Below are 14,112 nucleotides of genomic sequence, written 5' to 3'. Positions count from 1 at the left end.
GCCCGGTGCTCGCGGCGGGACGCCTGTCCGCCGCGAGCACCGGGCCGCCGTCGTGGAGTGCGGGAGCCGGACCCCGCCTCAGGCCGGGTCGGCCGGGTGCGGTGCCATCGGGAGGAGCGACGCCAGCCGCTGCTCGCAGAGCCCGGCCAGCGTGTCGTACGCCTCCTTGCCCATCATCTCGGTGAGCTCGGGGCGGTAGGACACGTAGACCGGGTCACCCGCCCCGTGTGCGGAGGTCGCCGACGTGCACCACCAGTGCAGGTCGTGACCGCCGGGGCCCCAGCCGCGCCGGTCGTACTCCCCGATCGAGATCTGGAGCACGCGCGTGTCGTCGGGCCGTTCGATCCAGTCGTACGTACGGCGGACCGGCAGCTGCCAGCAGACGTCGGGCTTGGTCTCCAGCGGCTCCTTGCCCTCCTGGAGGGCAAGGATGTGCAGCGAGCAGCCCATGCCGCCGGCGAATCCGGGACGGTTCTGGAAGATGCAGGAGCCCTCCCAGCGGCGCGTCTGGCGCTCACCGTCCTCGTCGACACCGACCCAGCCGGTCTCGGTGCCGACGTCGTGGAACTGCCAGATCTCCGGGGTGAGCCGCGCGACGTGCCCGGCCACCCGCTTCTCGTCGTCCTTGTCGGAGAAGTGCGCGCCCAGGGTGCAGCAGCCGTCGTCGGCGCGGCCGGCCTGGATGCCCTGGCAGCCGCTGCCGAAGATGCAGTTCCACCTGGACGTGAGCCACGTCAGGTCGCAGCGGTAGATCTGCTCGTCGTCGGCCGGGTCGGGGAATTCGACCCAGGCCCGCGCGAAGTCGAGCTCCTGCTCGTCGGGCCCGCCCGGCCCCGTTGCTTCCGGCTGCTGCGTCTCCTGCTTCGTCTTCTGCTGCTTCTTCGTTGCTTTGTCCGGCTTCGCCTTTTTCGTCTTTGGCACCTGCCCAGAGTAAGCCGCAGTAGCGTTCCGGTATGAGACTCGGAGTCCTCGACGTGGGGTCGAACACGGTGCATCTGCTGGTCGTCGACGCCCACCCCGGTGCGCGCCCGCAGCCCGCGCACTCGCACAAGGCGGAGCTGCGGCTCGCTGAACTCCTCGACAAGAACGGGGCGATCGGTCCCGACGGCGTCGACCGTCTGGTGACGGTGATCGCCGCAGCCCTCCAGGCCGCCGAGGACAAGGGCTGCGAGGACGTGCTGGCCTTCGCCACCTCGGCCGTGCGCGAGGCGGGCAACGCGGACCAGGTGCTGGCGCGCGTACGGGACGAGACCGGTGTGGCCCTGGCCGTCCTCAGCGGGGAGGAGGAGGCCCGGCTGACGTTCCTGGCCGCCCGTCGCTGGTTCGGCTGGTCGGCGGGGAAGCTGCTCGTCCTGGACATCGGCGGGGGATCGCTGGAGGTCGGGTACGGGATGGACGAGGAGCCCGACGCCGCGGTGTCGCTGCCGTTCGGCGCCGGCCGTCTCACCGCCGGCTGGCTCCCGGGCGACCCGCCTGACCCGACGGACGTGCGGGCGCTCCGCCGTCACGTCCGCGCGGGCATCGCCCGTACGGTCGGGGAGTTCACCCGGCTGGGACCGCCCGACCACGTCGTCGGGACCTCCAAGACGTTCCGGCAGCTCGCCAGGATCTCGGGAGCCGCCCGCTCCGCCGAGGGGCTGTACGTACAGCGCGTCCTCACCCGCAAGGCGCTGGAGGAATGGGTACCGAAGCTGACGACGATGACGGTCGAGCAGCGCGGGAATCTGCCCGGGGTCACCGAGGGGCGGGCCGCGCAGCTGCTCGCGGGGGCGCTCGTGGCCGAGGGCGCGATGGACCTGTTCGGGGTGGAGGAGCTGGAGATCTGCCCCTGGGCGCTGCGGGAGGGAGTCATCCTGCGCCGTCTCGACCACCTGCCGACGGGGCAGGTGGCCCTGGCCTGAGAGCGGGGACCGTGAGCGGGCGCCGGGTCCGAGGACGGGGGCCCTGAGCAGGCCGCCCAGATCCGGGGACGGGGGGCCCGCGGGCGGGCGGGCCCCCGTCCCGTCGAGGTGCCCCGCCCCTCATGGTCCTTCTCACTTTCCGCCGGGCTCCCTCGGCGAGGCGCGGCGCTGCCCGTACCCTGTCCACGTGGCAGAACCAGTGGTGCGCATCCCGGATGCGAAGGTCGCGCTGTCGACGGCCTCCGTCTATCCGGAGTCCACGGCGACGGCCTTCGAGATCGCTGCGCGCCTGGGCTACGACGGCGTCGAGGTCATGGTCTGGACCGACCCCGTCAGCCAGGACATCGAGGCGCTGAAGCGGCTGTCGGACTACCACCAGGTGCCGATCCTGGCCGTGCACGCCCCCTGTCTGCTGATCACCCAGCGGGTCTGGTCCACCGACCCGTGGGTGAAGCTCCAGCGGGCCAGGGCCGCGGCGGAGAAGCTCGGCGCGTCGACCGTGGTCGTCCACCCGCCCTTCCGCTGGCAGCGGAACTACGCCCGCGACTTCGTCTCCGGCATCTGGCGCATGGCGGACGAGACCGATGTGCGCTTCGCGGTGGAGAACATGTACCCGTGGCGCTACCGGGACCGCGAGATGCTCGCGTACGCACCCGCCTGGGACGTCAGCAACGACGACTACCGGCACTTCACCGTGGACCTGTCGCACACCTCCACCGCCCGCACCGACAGCCTGGCCATGGTGGACCGGATGGGCGACCGGCTCGCCCACGTCCACCTCGCCGACGGCAAGGGTTCCGGCAAGGACGAGCACCTGGTGCCCGGCCGGGGCGACCAGCCCTGCGCGGAACTCCTGGAGCGGCTGGCCCGCACCGGCTTCGACGGCCATGTGGTCATCGAGGTCAACACCCGCCGGGCGATGTCGTCGGCCGAACGCGAGGCCGACCTTGCGGAGGCGCTCGCCTACACCCGGCTCCACCTGGCGTCGGCGGCGCGGGCGCCCCGCCCGTGACCCGCGGCGCCGAAGGCCCCGCCCCCCGGCGCAGGGGCCGGCCCTCCCGTACGCCGGGCGCCACCGGCCCCGACGCCAGGACCCGCATCCTGGAGGCGGCCCGCACGGAGTTCGCCACGCGCGGCTACGACAAGACGTCGATGCGGGGCATCGCCAAGGAGGCGGGTGTCGACGCCGCCCTGGTCCACCACTACTTCGGCACGAAGGACGAGGTCTTCGCCGCGGCGGTCGAGGTCTCCTTCGAGCCGGCGCTGGTCATCCCCGAGATCCTCGACGGCCCTGCGGACGCCATGGGGGAGCGGCTGGCCCGGTACTTCATCGGCGTATGGGAGAACCCGGTGTCCCGGGCACCCCTGCTGGCGATCGTCCGCTCGGCGCTCACCCACGAGGCGGCGGCGAAAGTGCTGCGCGGCTTCGTGCTGCGGCGGCTGCTGGAGCGGATCGCGGCGGAGCTGGACGTTCCCGAACCGACCTTCCGCGCCGAGCTGGCGGCCTCGCACATGATCGGTATCGCGATCCTGCGGTACGTGATCCAGGCGGAGCCGCTGGCGTCCGCGGATCCCGAGAAGATCATCGCGATGGTGGCACCGACGCTCCAGCGCTATCTGACGGAGTAGCCGGTTCCGCCCGCGCCCCGGCGAGGGCCGCGCGAACGACCACCCACCGGTCGCTTTGTCCCGCATTCCGGACGGAGTGTCCAGATCGTGGAGCCGGGGCGTACGCTCGGGGAGAGTCTTTTCTGTCGAAGGAGCGAGAGACGATGCCCCAGCTGAGGTCCCGCACTGTCACCCACGGCCGCAACATGGCGGGCGCCCGCGCCCTCATGCGGGCGTCCGGCGTAGCCAGCGAGGACATCGGCAAGCCGATCATCGCGGTGGCCAACTCCTTCACCGAGTTCGTGCCCGGGCACACCCACCTCGCCCCGGTCGGCCGGATCGTCTCCGAGGCGATCAAGGCCGCAGGCGCGGTGCCCCGTGAGTTCAACACGATCGCGGTGGACGACGGCATCGCCATGGGTCACGGCGGCATGCTCTACAGCCTGCCGTCCCGCGACCTCATCGCGGACAGTGTCGAGTACATGGTCGAGGCCCACTGCGCCGACGCCCTGATCTGCATCTCCAACTGCGACAAGATCACCCCCGGCATGCTGATGGCCGCGATGCGCCTCAACATCCCCGTGGTGTTCGTCTCCGGCGGTCCGATGGAGGCAGGCAAGACCACCCTGGTCGACGGCACGGTCCGCACCCTCGACCTCGTCGACGCCATCTCGGACGCCGTCAACGACAAGATCTCCGACGCCGACATCCTCCGCATCGAGGAGAACGCCTGCCCGACCTGCGGCAGCTGTTCGGGCATGTTCACCGCCAACTCGATGAACTGCCTCGCCGAGGCGATCGGCCTGGCCCTTCCGGGCAACGGTTCCGTCCTCGCCACACACACCGCCCGCAAGGCGCTGTACGAGAACGCCGGCCGCACGATCGTCGACATCACCAAGCGTCACTACGAGGAGGACGACCACTCCGTCCTGCCCCGCAGCATCGCCACCCGCGAGGCGTTCGAGAACGCCATGGCCCTCGACATCGCGATGGGCGGCTCCACCAACACGATCCTCCACCTGCTGGCCGCGGCCCAGGAGGCCGAGCTCGCCTTCGGGCTCCCGGAGATGGACGAGATCTCCCGGCGGGTCCCCTGCCTCGCGAAGGTCGCCCCCAACGTGGCGCCCGGCGGGACGTACTACATGGAGGACGTGCACAGGGCCGGCGGCATCCCCGCCCTCCTCGGCGAGCTGCACCGCGGCGGGCTGCTCAACGAGGGCGTGCACGCGGTCCACTCCGGCAGCCTCGACGAGTGGCTGAAGAACTGGGACGTCCGCGGTGGCTCCCCGTCCCCCGAGGCCGTGGAGCTCTGGTACGCCGCCCCGGGCTGCGTGCGCAGCGCGACCGCCTTCTCGCAGTCCGAGCGCTGGGACAGCCTCGACACGGACGCGGCCGGAGGCTGCATCCGGGACATGGAACACGCCTATTCCAAGGACGGCGGCCTGGCGGTCCTCAAGGGGAACCTCGCCGTGGACGGCTGCGTCGTGAAGACGGCGGGCGTCGACGAGTCGATCTGGACCTTCGAGGGACCGGCCGTCGTCTGCGAGTCGCAGGAGGACGCCGTCGACAAGATCCTCCGCAAGGAGATCACGCACGGCGACGTCATCGTCATCCGCTACGAGGGCCCCAAGGGCGGCCCCGGCATGCAGGAGATGCTCTACCCGACGTCGTTCCTCAAGGGTCGCGGTCTCGGCAAGAGCTGCGCGCTCGTCACCGACGGCCGGTTCTCCGGCGGTACGTCCGGCCTCTCCATCGGGCACGCCTCGCCCGAGGCGGCGTCCGGCGGCACGATCGCGCTGGTCGAGGACGGCGACCGGATCCGGATCGACATCCCGAACCGGTCGATCGAGCTGCTCGTCGCCGATGAGGACCTCGCCGCCCGCCGTGAGGCCCTGAACGGGGTGTACGCGCCGAAGAACCGCGACCGCAAGGTCTCCCAGGCGCTGCGCGCGTACGCGGCGATGGCGACCAGCGCGGACAAGGGTGCCGTCCGCGACGTCTCCAAGCTCGGCTGACCGCCCGCTGCTCCGTCCGGCCCCGCCCCTGGTCTCACCAGGCGGCGGGGTCGTCCGCGTCCACGGCGAAGACGGATCCGTCCGGGGCGGTCCCGATGACGGCGCGGCCCACGACCACGGGGGCCGGCAGGGACGAGGCGTGGCCGAGCTTTCCGTCCTTCAGCCGCGGTCGCGTCTGGCCCAGCAGCGTCCCGCGCTCCGTGTCGACGGCGAGGAGCCGTCCGTCGGCCGCCGAGAAGTAGAGCCGGCCGCCCGTCCCGAGGACCGGTGCGGAGGTCGTCCCCACGGCCGTCTCCAGCCTCCACCGCTCGGCCCGTCCGCCGCCCGGACGGACGTCGACGGCCAGCAGCGTCCCGCCGCGCTCCAGCAGCAGGGCGGTGTCCCCGTCGACGACGGTCTCCGGTCCGTTCATCCGGAAGGGCAGGGCGATGCGGGCCGTGCTCCGCGACGCCGGGTCGTAGCGGACGAGCTCCGTGGTCTGCGCCTTGTCGTTCATGGAGGTCAGCAGGAGAGCGCCGCCGGACGTCCCGGCCGGGGTGAGCATCCCGTCCAGCCTCCGCTGCCAGGCCGTGTCGCCGGTCCTCGCGTCGACGGCCGTGACGAGTGTGCTGGTCCCCTGCGCCGAACTCTCGTACGCGTACGCCAGCCCGGTCCCGGCGTCGTACAGGCCGAAGCCCGGACGTCCGTGCCCCGGGAGAGCGCGCCGCCACAGGGATGCGCCGCTCTCCGCGTCCAGCGCCTGCGGCCTCCCGTCCTGGCGGACCGTCAGCAGCACGTCGCCCGCGGGCACGGGGGTGTCGAGATAGGCGGCGAGGTCCGTGTGCCAGAGCTGCGTGCCCGTGCCTGCGGCGTACGCCCGGAGTTCCTCGCCCGCCACGACGGTCCAGGCCGCGCCCCCGTGCGGCGTGCTCCGGTGAGCCGCGTCCCCGTCGCCCTCCGAGGTGTCCCCGCCCGACCAGAGGACCCGGCCGTCGGAGGGATCCAGCCGCGCTGCGGAGAGACCGCCGGACACGCAGTACAGCCCCTGGCCCGTCCCTGACCCCGCGGTGCACGACGGGGTCGAGCCGTTCGGCGACGGCAGCGGCGTCTCCCACGGCACGAAGGCCGCCGCGTGCACCTCGACCGCCTTCTTCCCGGGCGCGCCGGAGCCGCTCCGGTCCGTGGCCGCCCAGAGGACCGCGGCCACCAGCACCAGCACCGCAGCCGGGACGGCGATCCGGAGCAGGGTCCGGCGGCCCTTCGCCGTCCCCGGCCCGGGCGCCTGACCGCCCGCCGCCCGCACGTGTGTGGTGTCCCCGGCCGGCTCCACCGACTCGGCGGCGGCCGGTCTGCGCTGCACCGGGATGAAGGCCGCGGCCTCGTACGACGGAGGGTGCAGGGCGTCCATGATCTCGTCCGGGGTGGGGCGGTCCCCGGGATCCTTGGCCAGGCACCGCCCGACCAGTGGGGCCAGGTCCGCGGGCACCCCGGCCAGATCGGGCTCGTCGTGCACCACCTGGTAGGCCACCAGGTACGGGCTGTCCGAGTCGAAGGGCCCCCGGCCGGTCGCCGCGTGGACCAGCACCGCTCCGAGCGCGAACACGTCGGCGGCAGGACCGACCTCACGGGGCCGCTGGAACTGCTCGGGCGCCATGTAGGGCGGCGAGCCGATCAGCTTGCCCGTCTCGGTGCGCAGATCGCTGTCGTACGGCCGGGAGATCCCGAAGTCGATGACCTTCGGGCCGGAGTCGGGGAGCAGCACGTTGCTCGGCTTGAGATCCCGGTGGATGACACCGGCCCGGTGGATGTCGCGCAGCGCCTCGGCGAGTCCGGCGGTGAGCCTGCGCAGCTCGGCGGGGCTCATCGGCCCGTTCCGCTTGACCTGCGCGGAGAGCGTGGGGCCGGGGACGTACAGGGTGGCCATCCAGGGCAGGGCGGCCGCCGGATCGGCGTCCACCACCGGCGCGGTGAACGCCCCGCTGACCCTCCGGGCGGCGGCCACCTCCTGCCGGAAACGGGCCCTGAACTCGGGGTCCGCCGCGTGCTGGCGGTGTACCACCTTCACCGCGAGCTGCAGCCCGGAGGCGGAGCGCGCCAGGTGTACGACACCCATGCCGCCCGCTCCGAGACATGCCTCGAGCCGGTACTGCCCGGCGTACTCAGGATGCTCCGCTTCCGGATGTGATCCGGTCCCTCGCAGCGGCGGCATCGCCCACCCCCGTGTGTTCGTGCGCAAGCGCGACGCACGGAGCCTAGTCGATGGTGCGTGCGAGGACCGTGGGGCTTGTTAGCCTGCGCGTCACACGCATCGCTTTCAACGGGGGAGGCCCTCATGGGTGTGGAAGAGAACGCCGTCGGCACGGTCACCGCGGAGACCGCGGCGGCCGCCGCGGAGGAGGTGACGGCGCTCGCCGCGGACACCGTCGTCTACCCGATCGCTCCGGGGTACCGCGTCAACGTCCGGCGGGGACCGGGCACGCAGTACGGGATCGTCCGCACGCTGCCGTACGGCATGAGCGTCCCGGTGTACTGCCAGAAGCCGGGTGAGCGGGTGTCCGGCCCGTACGGCACCTCGAACCTCTGGGACAACATCGCCAACGGCCAGTTCGTCTCGGACGCCTACGTCAGGACGGGGAGCGACGGCTACATCGCGCCGCGCTGTGACTGACGACTCCGCCGCGGCGGACGGCCGTTCCGTGCTGCCGCCGACGGCACCGGCGCGCGTCCTGGGACAATCGATTCCGTGAGCGAGAACAGCGAAGCCCCAGGAACGCCCTCGGCCCCGCCGTCCGGCGGCACCACGACGCCGGGGCCGCAGCCCGAACCCCTCCGTTTCTTCGGTACGACCTGGGTCGACCACGACGGCGGGTACGGGCTGCGGCGCGCGGCCGTCACCGTCGGGTCGCTCGTCGCCGCCGTCGCCTCCTGCTTCGTCCTGCGCTTCGCCTACCAGGGCCTGGAGATCGCCGAGGTCGGCAGCCTGGTCGGCATGCTCGTCGTGCTGATGTTCGCGGTCTGCAGCGCCATCGCCTTCCGCAAGACCTGGGAGGGCTTCACGCGCCGCCCCGCCGACCCGTCCGCGGAGGACAGGCTCCGCGGCCTCAAGTCGATCGGTTTCATCGGCGCGCTCCTCGCCTACTTCATCCGTTCGTTCCGGGAGGCGCCGGGCGAGAAGCTGCGGCGTACCGAGTACGAGGAGGCGCTCGCGCGGTACGTGAAGCGGCGCTCGTCCCGGACCGGCAACCCCGCGGCCCGCAAGGCCGCCAAGGGCAAGCGCTCCGGGCGCCGGTAACACCCCCGGACGCGGGCGGCCGCCCCGGGTGCCGGTGAAGCTTTCGCGGTCCCCGCCCGCACGGGCCGGTCCGGATGCAGCATGAACGTATGTCTTCCACCACGCCCCGTGCCCTGTCGTTCGACGGCGCTGCCGCCCAGTACGCCGCGAACCGTCCCAGCTACCCGCCCGCGCTCCTGGACGCCGTCGAGGAGTTGGCCGGCCGCCCGCTGCACGGCGCCGGCACCGTCGACGTCGGCGCGGGGACGGGCATCGCCACCCGGCTGCTGCTCGCCCGCGGCGCCCGCGTGACGGCCGTCGAGCCGGGGCCCGGCATGGCGGCGGAACTGCACCGGTCGCTGCCGTACGTCCCCGTGGTCCGCGGCGACGGCAACCGTCTCCCCCTGGCCACCGCCTCGGCCGACCTGATCACCTACGCCCAGTCCTGGCACTGGACCGACCCCGCGCTCTCCCTCCCCGAGGCACTCCGCGTCCTGCGCCCCGGCGGCTCCCTGGCGCTCTGGTGGAACGTCTCCGACGACTCCGCGGGCTGGATCGCCGAGCAGGACCTCCGGCTGCGCCGTCACCTCGGCGCCGACGACGGGGCCCACGGCACGCCGGGGGTCTCCGGTTCGCGGAACCTCGGGACCCTGCCCGGCGACTTCGCGCGGCGGCTGCTCCCCTGGTCCCGCACGGTGCCCATCGACATGCACCTCGCCAACCTCGCCACCCACTCCGCCTTCCTCGTGCGCGGTGGCGCCGACGGCGCGTCCACCCGCCGATTCCTCGACGAGGAGCGCGGGCACCTCGCCGCCGTGTTCCCCGACGGCACGGTCGAGGAGCGCTACGTGGTCGAACTCGCCGTGCTGACCGGCTGACACACGCACCGGGCCCCCACGTCCCTTGACGGGACCCGTCGGCGGGATCAATATTCATCACATGATGAATTCTCCGCGCACCGCGGACGCGCGCGCCGTCGAGGCCGGCGCCCTCACCGTCGTACGAGGAGGCCGCACGGTCCTGCGCGGCCTCGACTTCACCGTCGAACCGGGCAGGATCACCGGCCTCCTCGGCCCGTCCGGCTGCGGGAAGTCCACGCTCATGCGGGCCGTCGTCGGCACCCAGGCCAAGGTCACCGGCACGCTCGACGTCCTCGGGCGCCCCGCGGGCCACCCGTCCCTGCGGCCGCGCGTCGGCTACGTCACCCAGGCCCCGTCCGTCTACTCCGACCTCACCGTCCGGCAGAACCTCGACTACTTCGCGGCCGTGCTCCGGCCGGGCCGCACGCACCGCACCGGACGAGAGGAGGCCGTCGTCCGCGCCATCGGCGACGTCGACCTCACCCGCCACGCCGACGCCCTCGCCGGCAACCTCTCCGGCGGCCAGCTCAGCCGGGTCTCCCTCGCCGTCGCCCTGCTCGGCACCCCCGAACTCCTGGTCCTCGACGAGCCCACCGTCGGCCTCGACCCCGTGCTGCGCCGCGACCTGTGGAACCTCTTCCACACCCTCGCCACCGACCGGGGAACGACGATCCTCGTCTCCTCCCACGTGATGGACGAGGCCGAACGCTGCCACCGGCTGCTGCTCATGCGCGAGGGCGGCATCCTCGCCGACGACACCCCCGACGCCCTCCGCACCCGTACCGGCTCCGCCACCGTCGAAGAGGCCTTCCTCCACCTCGTGGACGAAGCCGCGAAGAGCGAAGCCGCCGCCCGCCAGGAGACCACCCGATGAGCACCCAAGCCCCCGCACTCTCCCCGGCCCGGACCTTCGCCACCTGCGGACGCGTACTGCGCCAACTCCGCCACGACCCCCGCACCATCGCGCTGCTGCTGATCGTCCCGGTCCTGATGATCACGCTGCTGCGCTTCGTCTTCGACGGCGACCCGCGCACCTTCGACTCCATCGGCGCCTCGCTGCTCGGCATCTTCCCGCTCATCACGATGTTCCTGGTGACCTCGATCGCCACCCTCCGCGAACGCACCTCCGGCACCCTCGAACGCCTGCTCGCGATGCCGCTGGGCAAGGGCGACCTGATCGCCGGATACGCGCTGGCCTTCGGCACCGTCGCCGCCGTCCAGTCCGTCCTGGCCACCGCCATGTCCGTCTGGGTCCTCGGCCTGGACGTCGTCGGATCGCCCTGGCTGCTGCTCCTCGTCGCCCTGCTCGACGCGCTCCTCGGCACGGCGCTCGGACTGTTCGTCTCGGCCTTCGCCGCCTCCGAGTTCCAGGCGGTCCAGTTCATGCCCGCCGTGATCTTCCCGCAGCTGCTGCTCTGCGGGCTGTTCACCCCGCGCGACCAGATGCACCCGGCCCTGGAGGCCGTCTCCGACGTCCTGCCGATGTCGTACGCCGTCGACGGGATGAACCAGGTCCTCGCGCACACCGACATCACCGCCGACTTCTACCGCGACATCCTGATCGTCGCCGGGTGCGCCCTGCTCGTCCTCTGCCTGGGCGCCGCCACCCTCCGCCGCCGCACCACCTGACGGCGCGGTGCGAGGATGGCGGCCACGACACGCACCGAGCACCGCCCAGCGCCACCCGGAGGATGAACCGCATGACCCAGACAGTCGCCGTCCTCGGCACCGGAAAGATCGGCGAGGCCCTCCTCAGCGGCATGATCCGGGCGGGCTGGCGGGCCGCCGACCTGCTGGTGACCACCCGCCGCCCGGAGCGCGCCGAGGAACTCCGCACCCGCTACGGCGTCCAGACCGTCACCAATGCGGAGGCGGCCAAGAACGCCGACATCCTCATCCTCGCGGTCAAGCCCCAGGACATGGGCACCCTCCTCGACGAGCTCGGCCCCCACATCGCCGCCGACCGCCTCGTCATCAGCGCCGCCGCCGGCATCACGACGGGCTTCATCGAGGAGCGGCTGGCCGAGGGCACCCCGGTCGTCCGCGTCATGCCGAACACCCCCGTCCTCGTCGACGAGGGCATGTCCGTCATCTCCGCGGGCGGCCACGCCACCGCCGAGCATCTCGACCACGCCGAGGCGATCTTCGGAGGCGTCGGCAAGACCGCCCGCCTGCCCGAGTCCCAGCAGGACGCGGCCACCGCCCTCTCCGGCTCGGGCCCCGCCTACTTCTACTTCCTCGTGGAGGCCATGACCGACGCGGGCATCCTGCTCGGCCTGCCCCGAGCCCGGGCCCATGACCTGATCGTCCAGGCCGCAATCGGCGCCGCCGTCATGCTCCGGGACAGCGGGGAACACCCCGTCAAGCTCCGCGAGGCCGTCACCAGTCCGGCCGGCACGACCATCAGCGCCATCCGCGAGCTGGAGAACCACGGCGTGCGGGCCGCGCTCATCGCCGCACTCGAGGCCGCCCGTGACCGCAGCCGCGAGCTGGCCACCGGCAACGGCTGACCGGCCCCGACCCGCTACTTCACCGCGGCCACCAGCTCCTCGCTGCGGACCACCTGCGCGAACCCACCGCCGTGCAACGTCACGGCGGTGGCCCGCGCCAGTTCCTCCGCGCTCAGCGTCCAGCCCCACGGGCCCTCCTCGTCGAAGGTGTACGTCGCGTCGAGGGCGAAGAACACCTCGTACCCGAGATTGCCGCCCATGCGCGCCGTCGTCTCCGCGCACATGTTGGTCTGGATCCCCGCCACGACGAACTGCCGCACCCCGGACTCCCGCAGCCAGGCATCCAGGTCGGGCGTCCCGTAGAAGGCGGAGTTCACCGACTTCGTCAGGAACAGCTCCGGCCCCCGGCCCTTTCCTCGCCGCTCCTCGACGTACTCCTTGAACGCGTTCCCCGCATACCCCTCCCGCAGGGGCGAGTCCGGCTTCGGCGAATCGTGCCGCACGAAGACGACGGGCCTCCCGCTCTCCTGCCAGGCGTCGATCAGCCCGGCGATGTTCCGATCGGCCTCCGGGTTGTTCCGCGGACCCCAGTACGCCTCCTCCTCGAATCCCTGTTGCACGTCGACGACCACCAGCGCTGCGTTCTCCGCGATCTCCATGCGCACCACTCTGCTCCCGGCGAGCGCCCGTTCCCAGGAGCATGGAAGCCATCGATCGATGCTTTACTGCCACGATGACCGCACCACCGGACCGCCCCGGCCGCATCGCCCTGGTCGCGTTCCCGGGCGTCCGCGCCTTCGACGTCTCCGTCATCACGGAGGTCTGGGGGGTGGATCGCACCGACCGAGGCGTCCCGGCATTCGAACTGCGCCGCGTCGCGAGCGAACCGGCCGCCGTCCCTCTCCGCGGCGGTCTGTCCCTCACTCCCGACAGGACCCTGAGCTGGCTCACCCGCGCGGACCTGATCGTCGTCCCCGGCCTCGACGACCATGTGACGCCCGCACCCGAGCCGGTGCTCGAAGCGCTGCGCCGCGCGCACGAGCGGGGTACGCCGCTCGCCGCGCTCTGCGGCGGGGCCTTCACCCTCGCCCAGGCCGGGCTCCTGGACGGCAGGCGGGCCGTCACGCACTGGAACCTCACCGAGCTGCTCCGGACGCGACATCCGCGGGTGACCGTGATGCGTGACGCCCTCTTCCTCCACGAGGACAACATCTGGACCTCCGCCGGCACCGCGGCAGGGATCGACCTCTGTCTCCATCTGGTGAGGACGACGCACGGAGCAGAAGCGGCGGCGACGATCGCGCGTTCGATGGTCACGGCCCCGTTCCGCACCGGGACGCAGGCGCAGTTCATCGAGCACCCCACGCCTCGCGCGGACCGCGACGCGGACGCGCTGGCGGAGGCCCGCGCCTACGCGCTGACCCGTCTGGCCGAACCGCACACGGTGGCGGGGCTGGCCGCCCGGGCCGGCATGTCCGCCCGCACGTTCGCCCGCCGTTTCCAGGCCACCACGGGGACGACACCCATGCGCTGGCTGATCTCCCAGCGCATCGCCGCAGCCCAGAAGCTCCTGGAGAGGACCGACCTGCCCCTGCCGGAGGTGGCGAGGCGCGCGGGGTTCGGCAGCGAGGTCACCATGCGCCAGCACTTCGCGACCCACCTGGCCACCAGCCCGCGCGACTACAGGCTGGCCTTCCACGACAGGGGCGGACAGGACGGGGGTTGACACGCCCTGCCCCGGTCCGTAGTGTGCTCCGAGTTGTCCGACGTGAGCGTCGACTCCGGTCGGTCCCCGGGCAGCCATTCCGCAGTAACCACTCGAAACGACCGACATCTGTCGTGTCTTTTTGCGTGCGCACGTGCGAAATGAGGAATCAGTGTTCGAAGGTGGCCCGATTAGCGTCGGGGCCGGGGATTCCGCTAATGTCTCACTCGTCGGAACGGCCCGAGGGCCGGGAAGACAACCCCCGCTGACTGGGAATCAGGCCCGAAAGGATCTGATAGAGTCGGACTCGCCGGAAAGGGAAA

General features: G+C 72.3%; 14 protein-coding genes. 11 read left to right on the top strand and 3 right to left on the bottom strand.

Going from position 1 to position 14,112, the window contains the following annotated elements; translation table 11 throughout:
- Positions 1-78 precede the first annotated feature (78 nt).
- Positions 79-921 carry a hypothetical protein gene (locus ACFC51_RS35645; protein ID WP_376380380.1) on the bottom strand — a complete coding sequence of 281 codons (843 nt, stop codon included), beginning with the start codon at positions 919-921 and terminating at the stop codon, positions 79-81.
- A 32-nt stretch (positions 922-953) separates the two neighbouring features.
- On the opposite strand from ACFC51_RS35645, the gene ACFC51_RS35640 reads away from it, so the two are divergent.
- The 4 genes from ACFC51_RS35640 (at position 954) to ilvD (ending at position 5,524) form a co-directional block, all read left to right on the top strand.
- On the top strand, positions 954-1,901 hold the full coding sequence (locus tag ACFC51_RS35640; protein ID WP_376380383.1) for a Ppx/GppA family phosphatase: 948 nt from the start codon (positions 954-956) through the stop codon (positions 1,899-1,901).
- A 199-nt stretch (positions 1,902-2,100) separates the two neighbouring features.
- Positions 2,101-2,913, top strand: a complete 813-nt coding sequence (locus ACFC51_RS35635) for a sugar phosphate isomerase/epimerase family protein (RefSeq protein WP_376380411.1) — start codon at positions 2,101-2,103, stop codon at positions 2,911-2,913.
- Positions 2,910-3,530 carry a TetR family transcriptional regulator gene (locus tag ACFC51_RS35630; RefSeq protein WP_376380385.1) on the top strand — a complete coding sequence of 207 codons (621 nt, stop codon included), beginning with the start codon at positions 2,910-2,912 and terminating at the stop codon, positions 3,528-3,530. The genes ACFC51_RS35635 and ACFC51_RS35630 overlap by 4 nt, the downstream gene beginning before the upstream one ends.
- A gap of 143 nt (positions 3,531-3,673) precedes the next feature.
- Positions 3,674-5,524: a dihydroxy-acid dehydratase gene (gene ilvD / locus ACFC51_RS35625; protein ID WP_376380388.1), complete on the top strand. Its 1,851-nt coding sequence runs from the start codon at positions 3,674-3,676 to the stop codon at positions 5,522-5,524.
- A 34-nt stretch (positions 5,525-5,558) separates the two neighbouring features.
- On the opposite strand, the gene ACFC51_RS35620 is transcribed toward ilvD, so the two are convergent.
- A complete protein-coding gene (locus ACFC51_RS35620; protein ID WP_376532904.1) occupies positions 5,559-7,712 on the bottom strand; it encodes a PQQ-binding-like beta-propeller repeat protein in 2,154 nt (717 codons plus the stop codon).
- A gap of 123 nt (positions 7,713-7,835) precedes the next feature.
- Between ACFC51_RS35620 and ACFC51_RS35615 the strand changes: the two genes are divergently transcribed.
- The 6 genes from ACFC51_RS35615 (at position 7,836) to proC (ending at position 12,144) form a co-directional block, all read left to right on the top strand.
- Complete coding sequence (locus ACFC51_RS35615; protein WP_376380391.1) at positions 7,836-8,171, top strand: SH3 domain-containing protein; 336 nt, start codon at positions 7,836-7,838, stop codon at positions 8,169-8,171.
- Positions 8,172-8,246: 75 nt separating this feature from the next.
- The gene (locus tag ACFC51_RS35610) at positions 8,247-8,795 is read left to right on the top strand and encodes a hypothetical protein (RefSeq protein WP_376380393.1); all 549 of its coding nucleotides are present in this window, start codon (positions 8,247-8,249) and stop codon (positions 8,793-8,795) included.
- Positions 8,796-8,884: 89 nt separating this feature from the next.
- On the top strand, positions 8,885-9,652 hold the full coding sequence (locus tag ACFC51_RS35605) for a class I SAM-dependent methyltransferase (protein WP_376380396.1): 768 nt from the start codon (positions 8,885-8,887) through the stop codon (positions 9,650-9,652).
- A 61-nt stretch (positions 9,653-9,713) separates the two neighbouring features.
- Positions 9,714-10,508, top strand: a complete 795-nt coding sequence (locus ACFC51_RS35600) for an ABC transporter ATP-binding protein (protein WP_376380398.1) — start codon at positions 9,714-9,716, stop codon at positions 10,506-10,508.
- On the top strand, positions 10,505-11,263 hold the full coding sequence (locus ACFC51_RS35595; RefSeq protein ID WP_376380401.1) for an ABC transporter permease: 759 nt from the start codon (positions 10,505-10,507) through the stop codon (positions 11,261-11,263). The genes ACFC51_RS35600 and ACFC51_RS35595 overlap by 4 nt, the downstream gene beginning before the upstream one ends.
- A gap of 71 nt (positions 11,264-11,334) precedes the next feature.
- The gene (gene proC, locus ACFC51_RS35590) at positions 11,335-12,144 is read left to right on the top strand and encodes a pyrroline-5-carboxylate reductase (RefSeq protein WP_376380403.1); all 810 of its coding nucleotides are present in this window, start codon (positions 11,335-11,337) and stop codon (positions 12,142-12,144) included.
- 14 nt (positions 12,145-12,158) lie between these two features.
- Here the strand turns inward: proC and ACFC51_RS35585 are convergent, their stop codons facing one another.
- Positions 12,159-12,743, bottom strand: a complete 585-nt coding sequence (locus ACFC51_RS35585) for a cysteine hydrolase family protein (protein ID WP_376532902.1) — start codon at positions 12,741-12,743, stop codon at positions 12,159-12,161.
- Between the two features lie 74 nt (positions 12,744-12,817).
- Here ACFC51_RS35585 and ACFC51_RS35580 point away from each other — a divergent pair, with 74 nt between their 5' ends.
- On the top strand, positions 12,818-13,810 hold the full coding sequence (locus ACFC51_RS35580; RefSeq protein WP_376532900.1) for a GlxA family transcriptional regulator: 993 nt from the start codon (positions 12,818-12,820) through the stop codon (positions 13,808-13,810).
- The last annotated feature ends 302 nt before the right edge of the window (positions 13,811-14,112 follow it).

Source organism: Streptomyces sp. NPDC055962 (genome assembly GCF_042270185.1).
In the GTDB taxonomy this organism is placed as follows: domain Bacteria; phylum Actinomycetota; class Actinomycetes; order Streptomycetales; family Streptomycetaceae; genus Streptomyces.
Note: the sequence above shows the minus strand (reverse complement) of the source record. Positions and strands in the feature narration are given on the sequence as shown.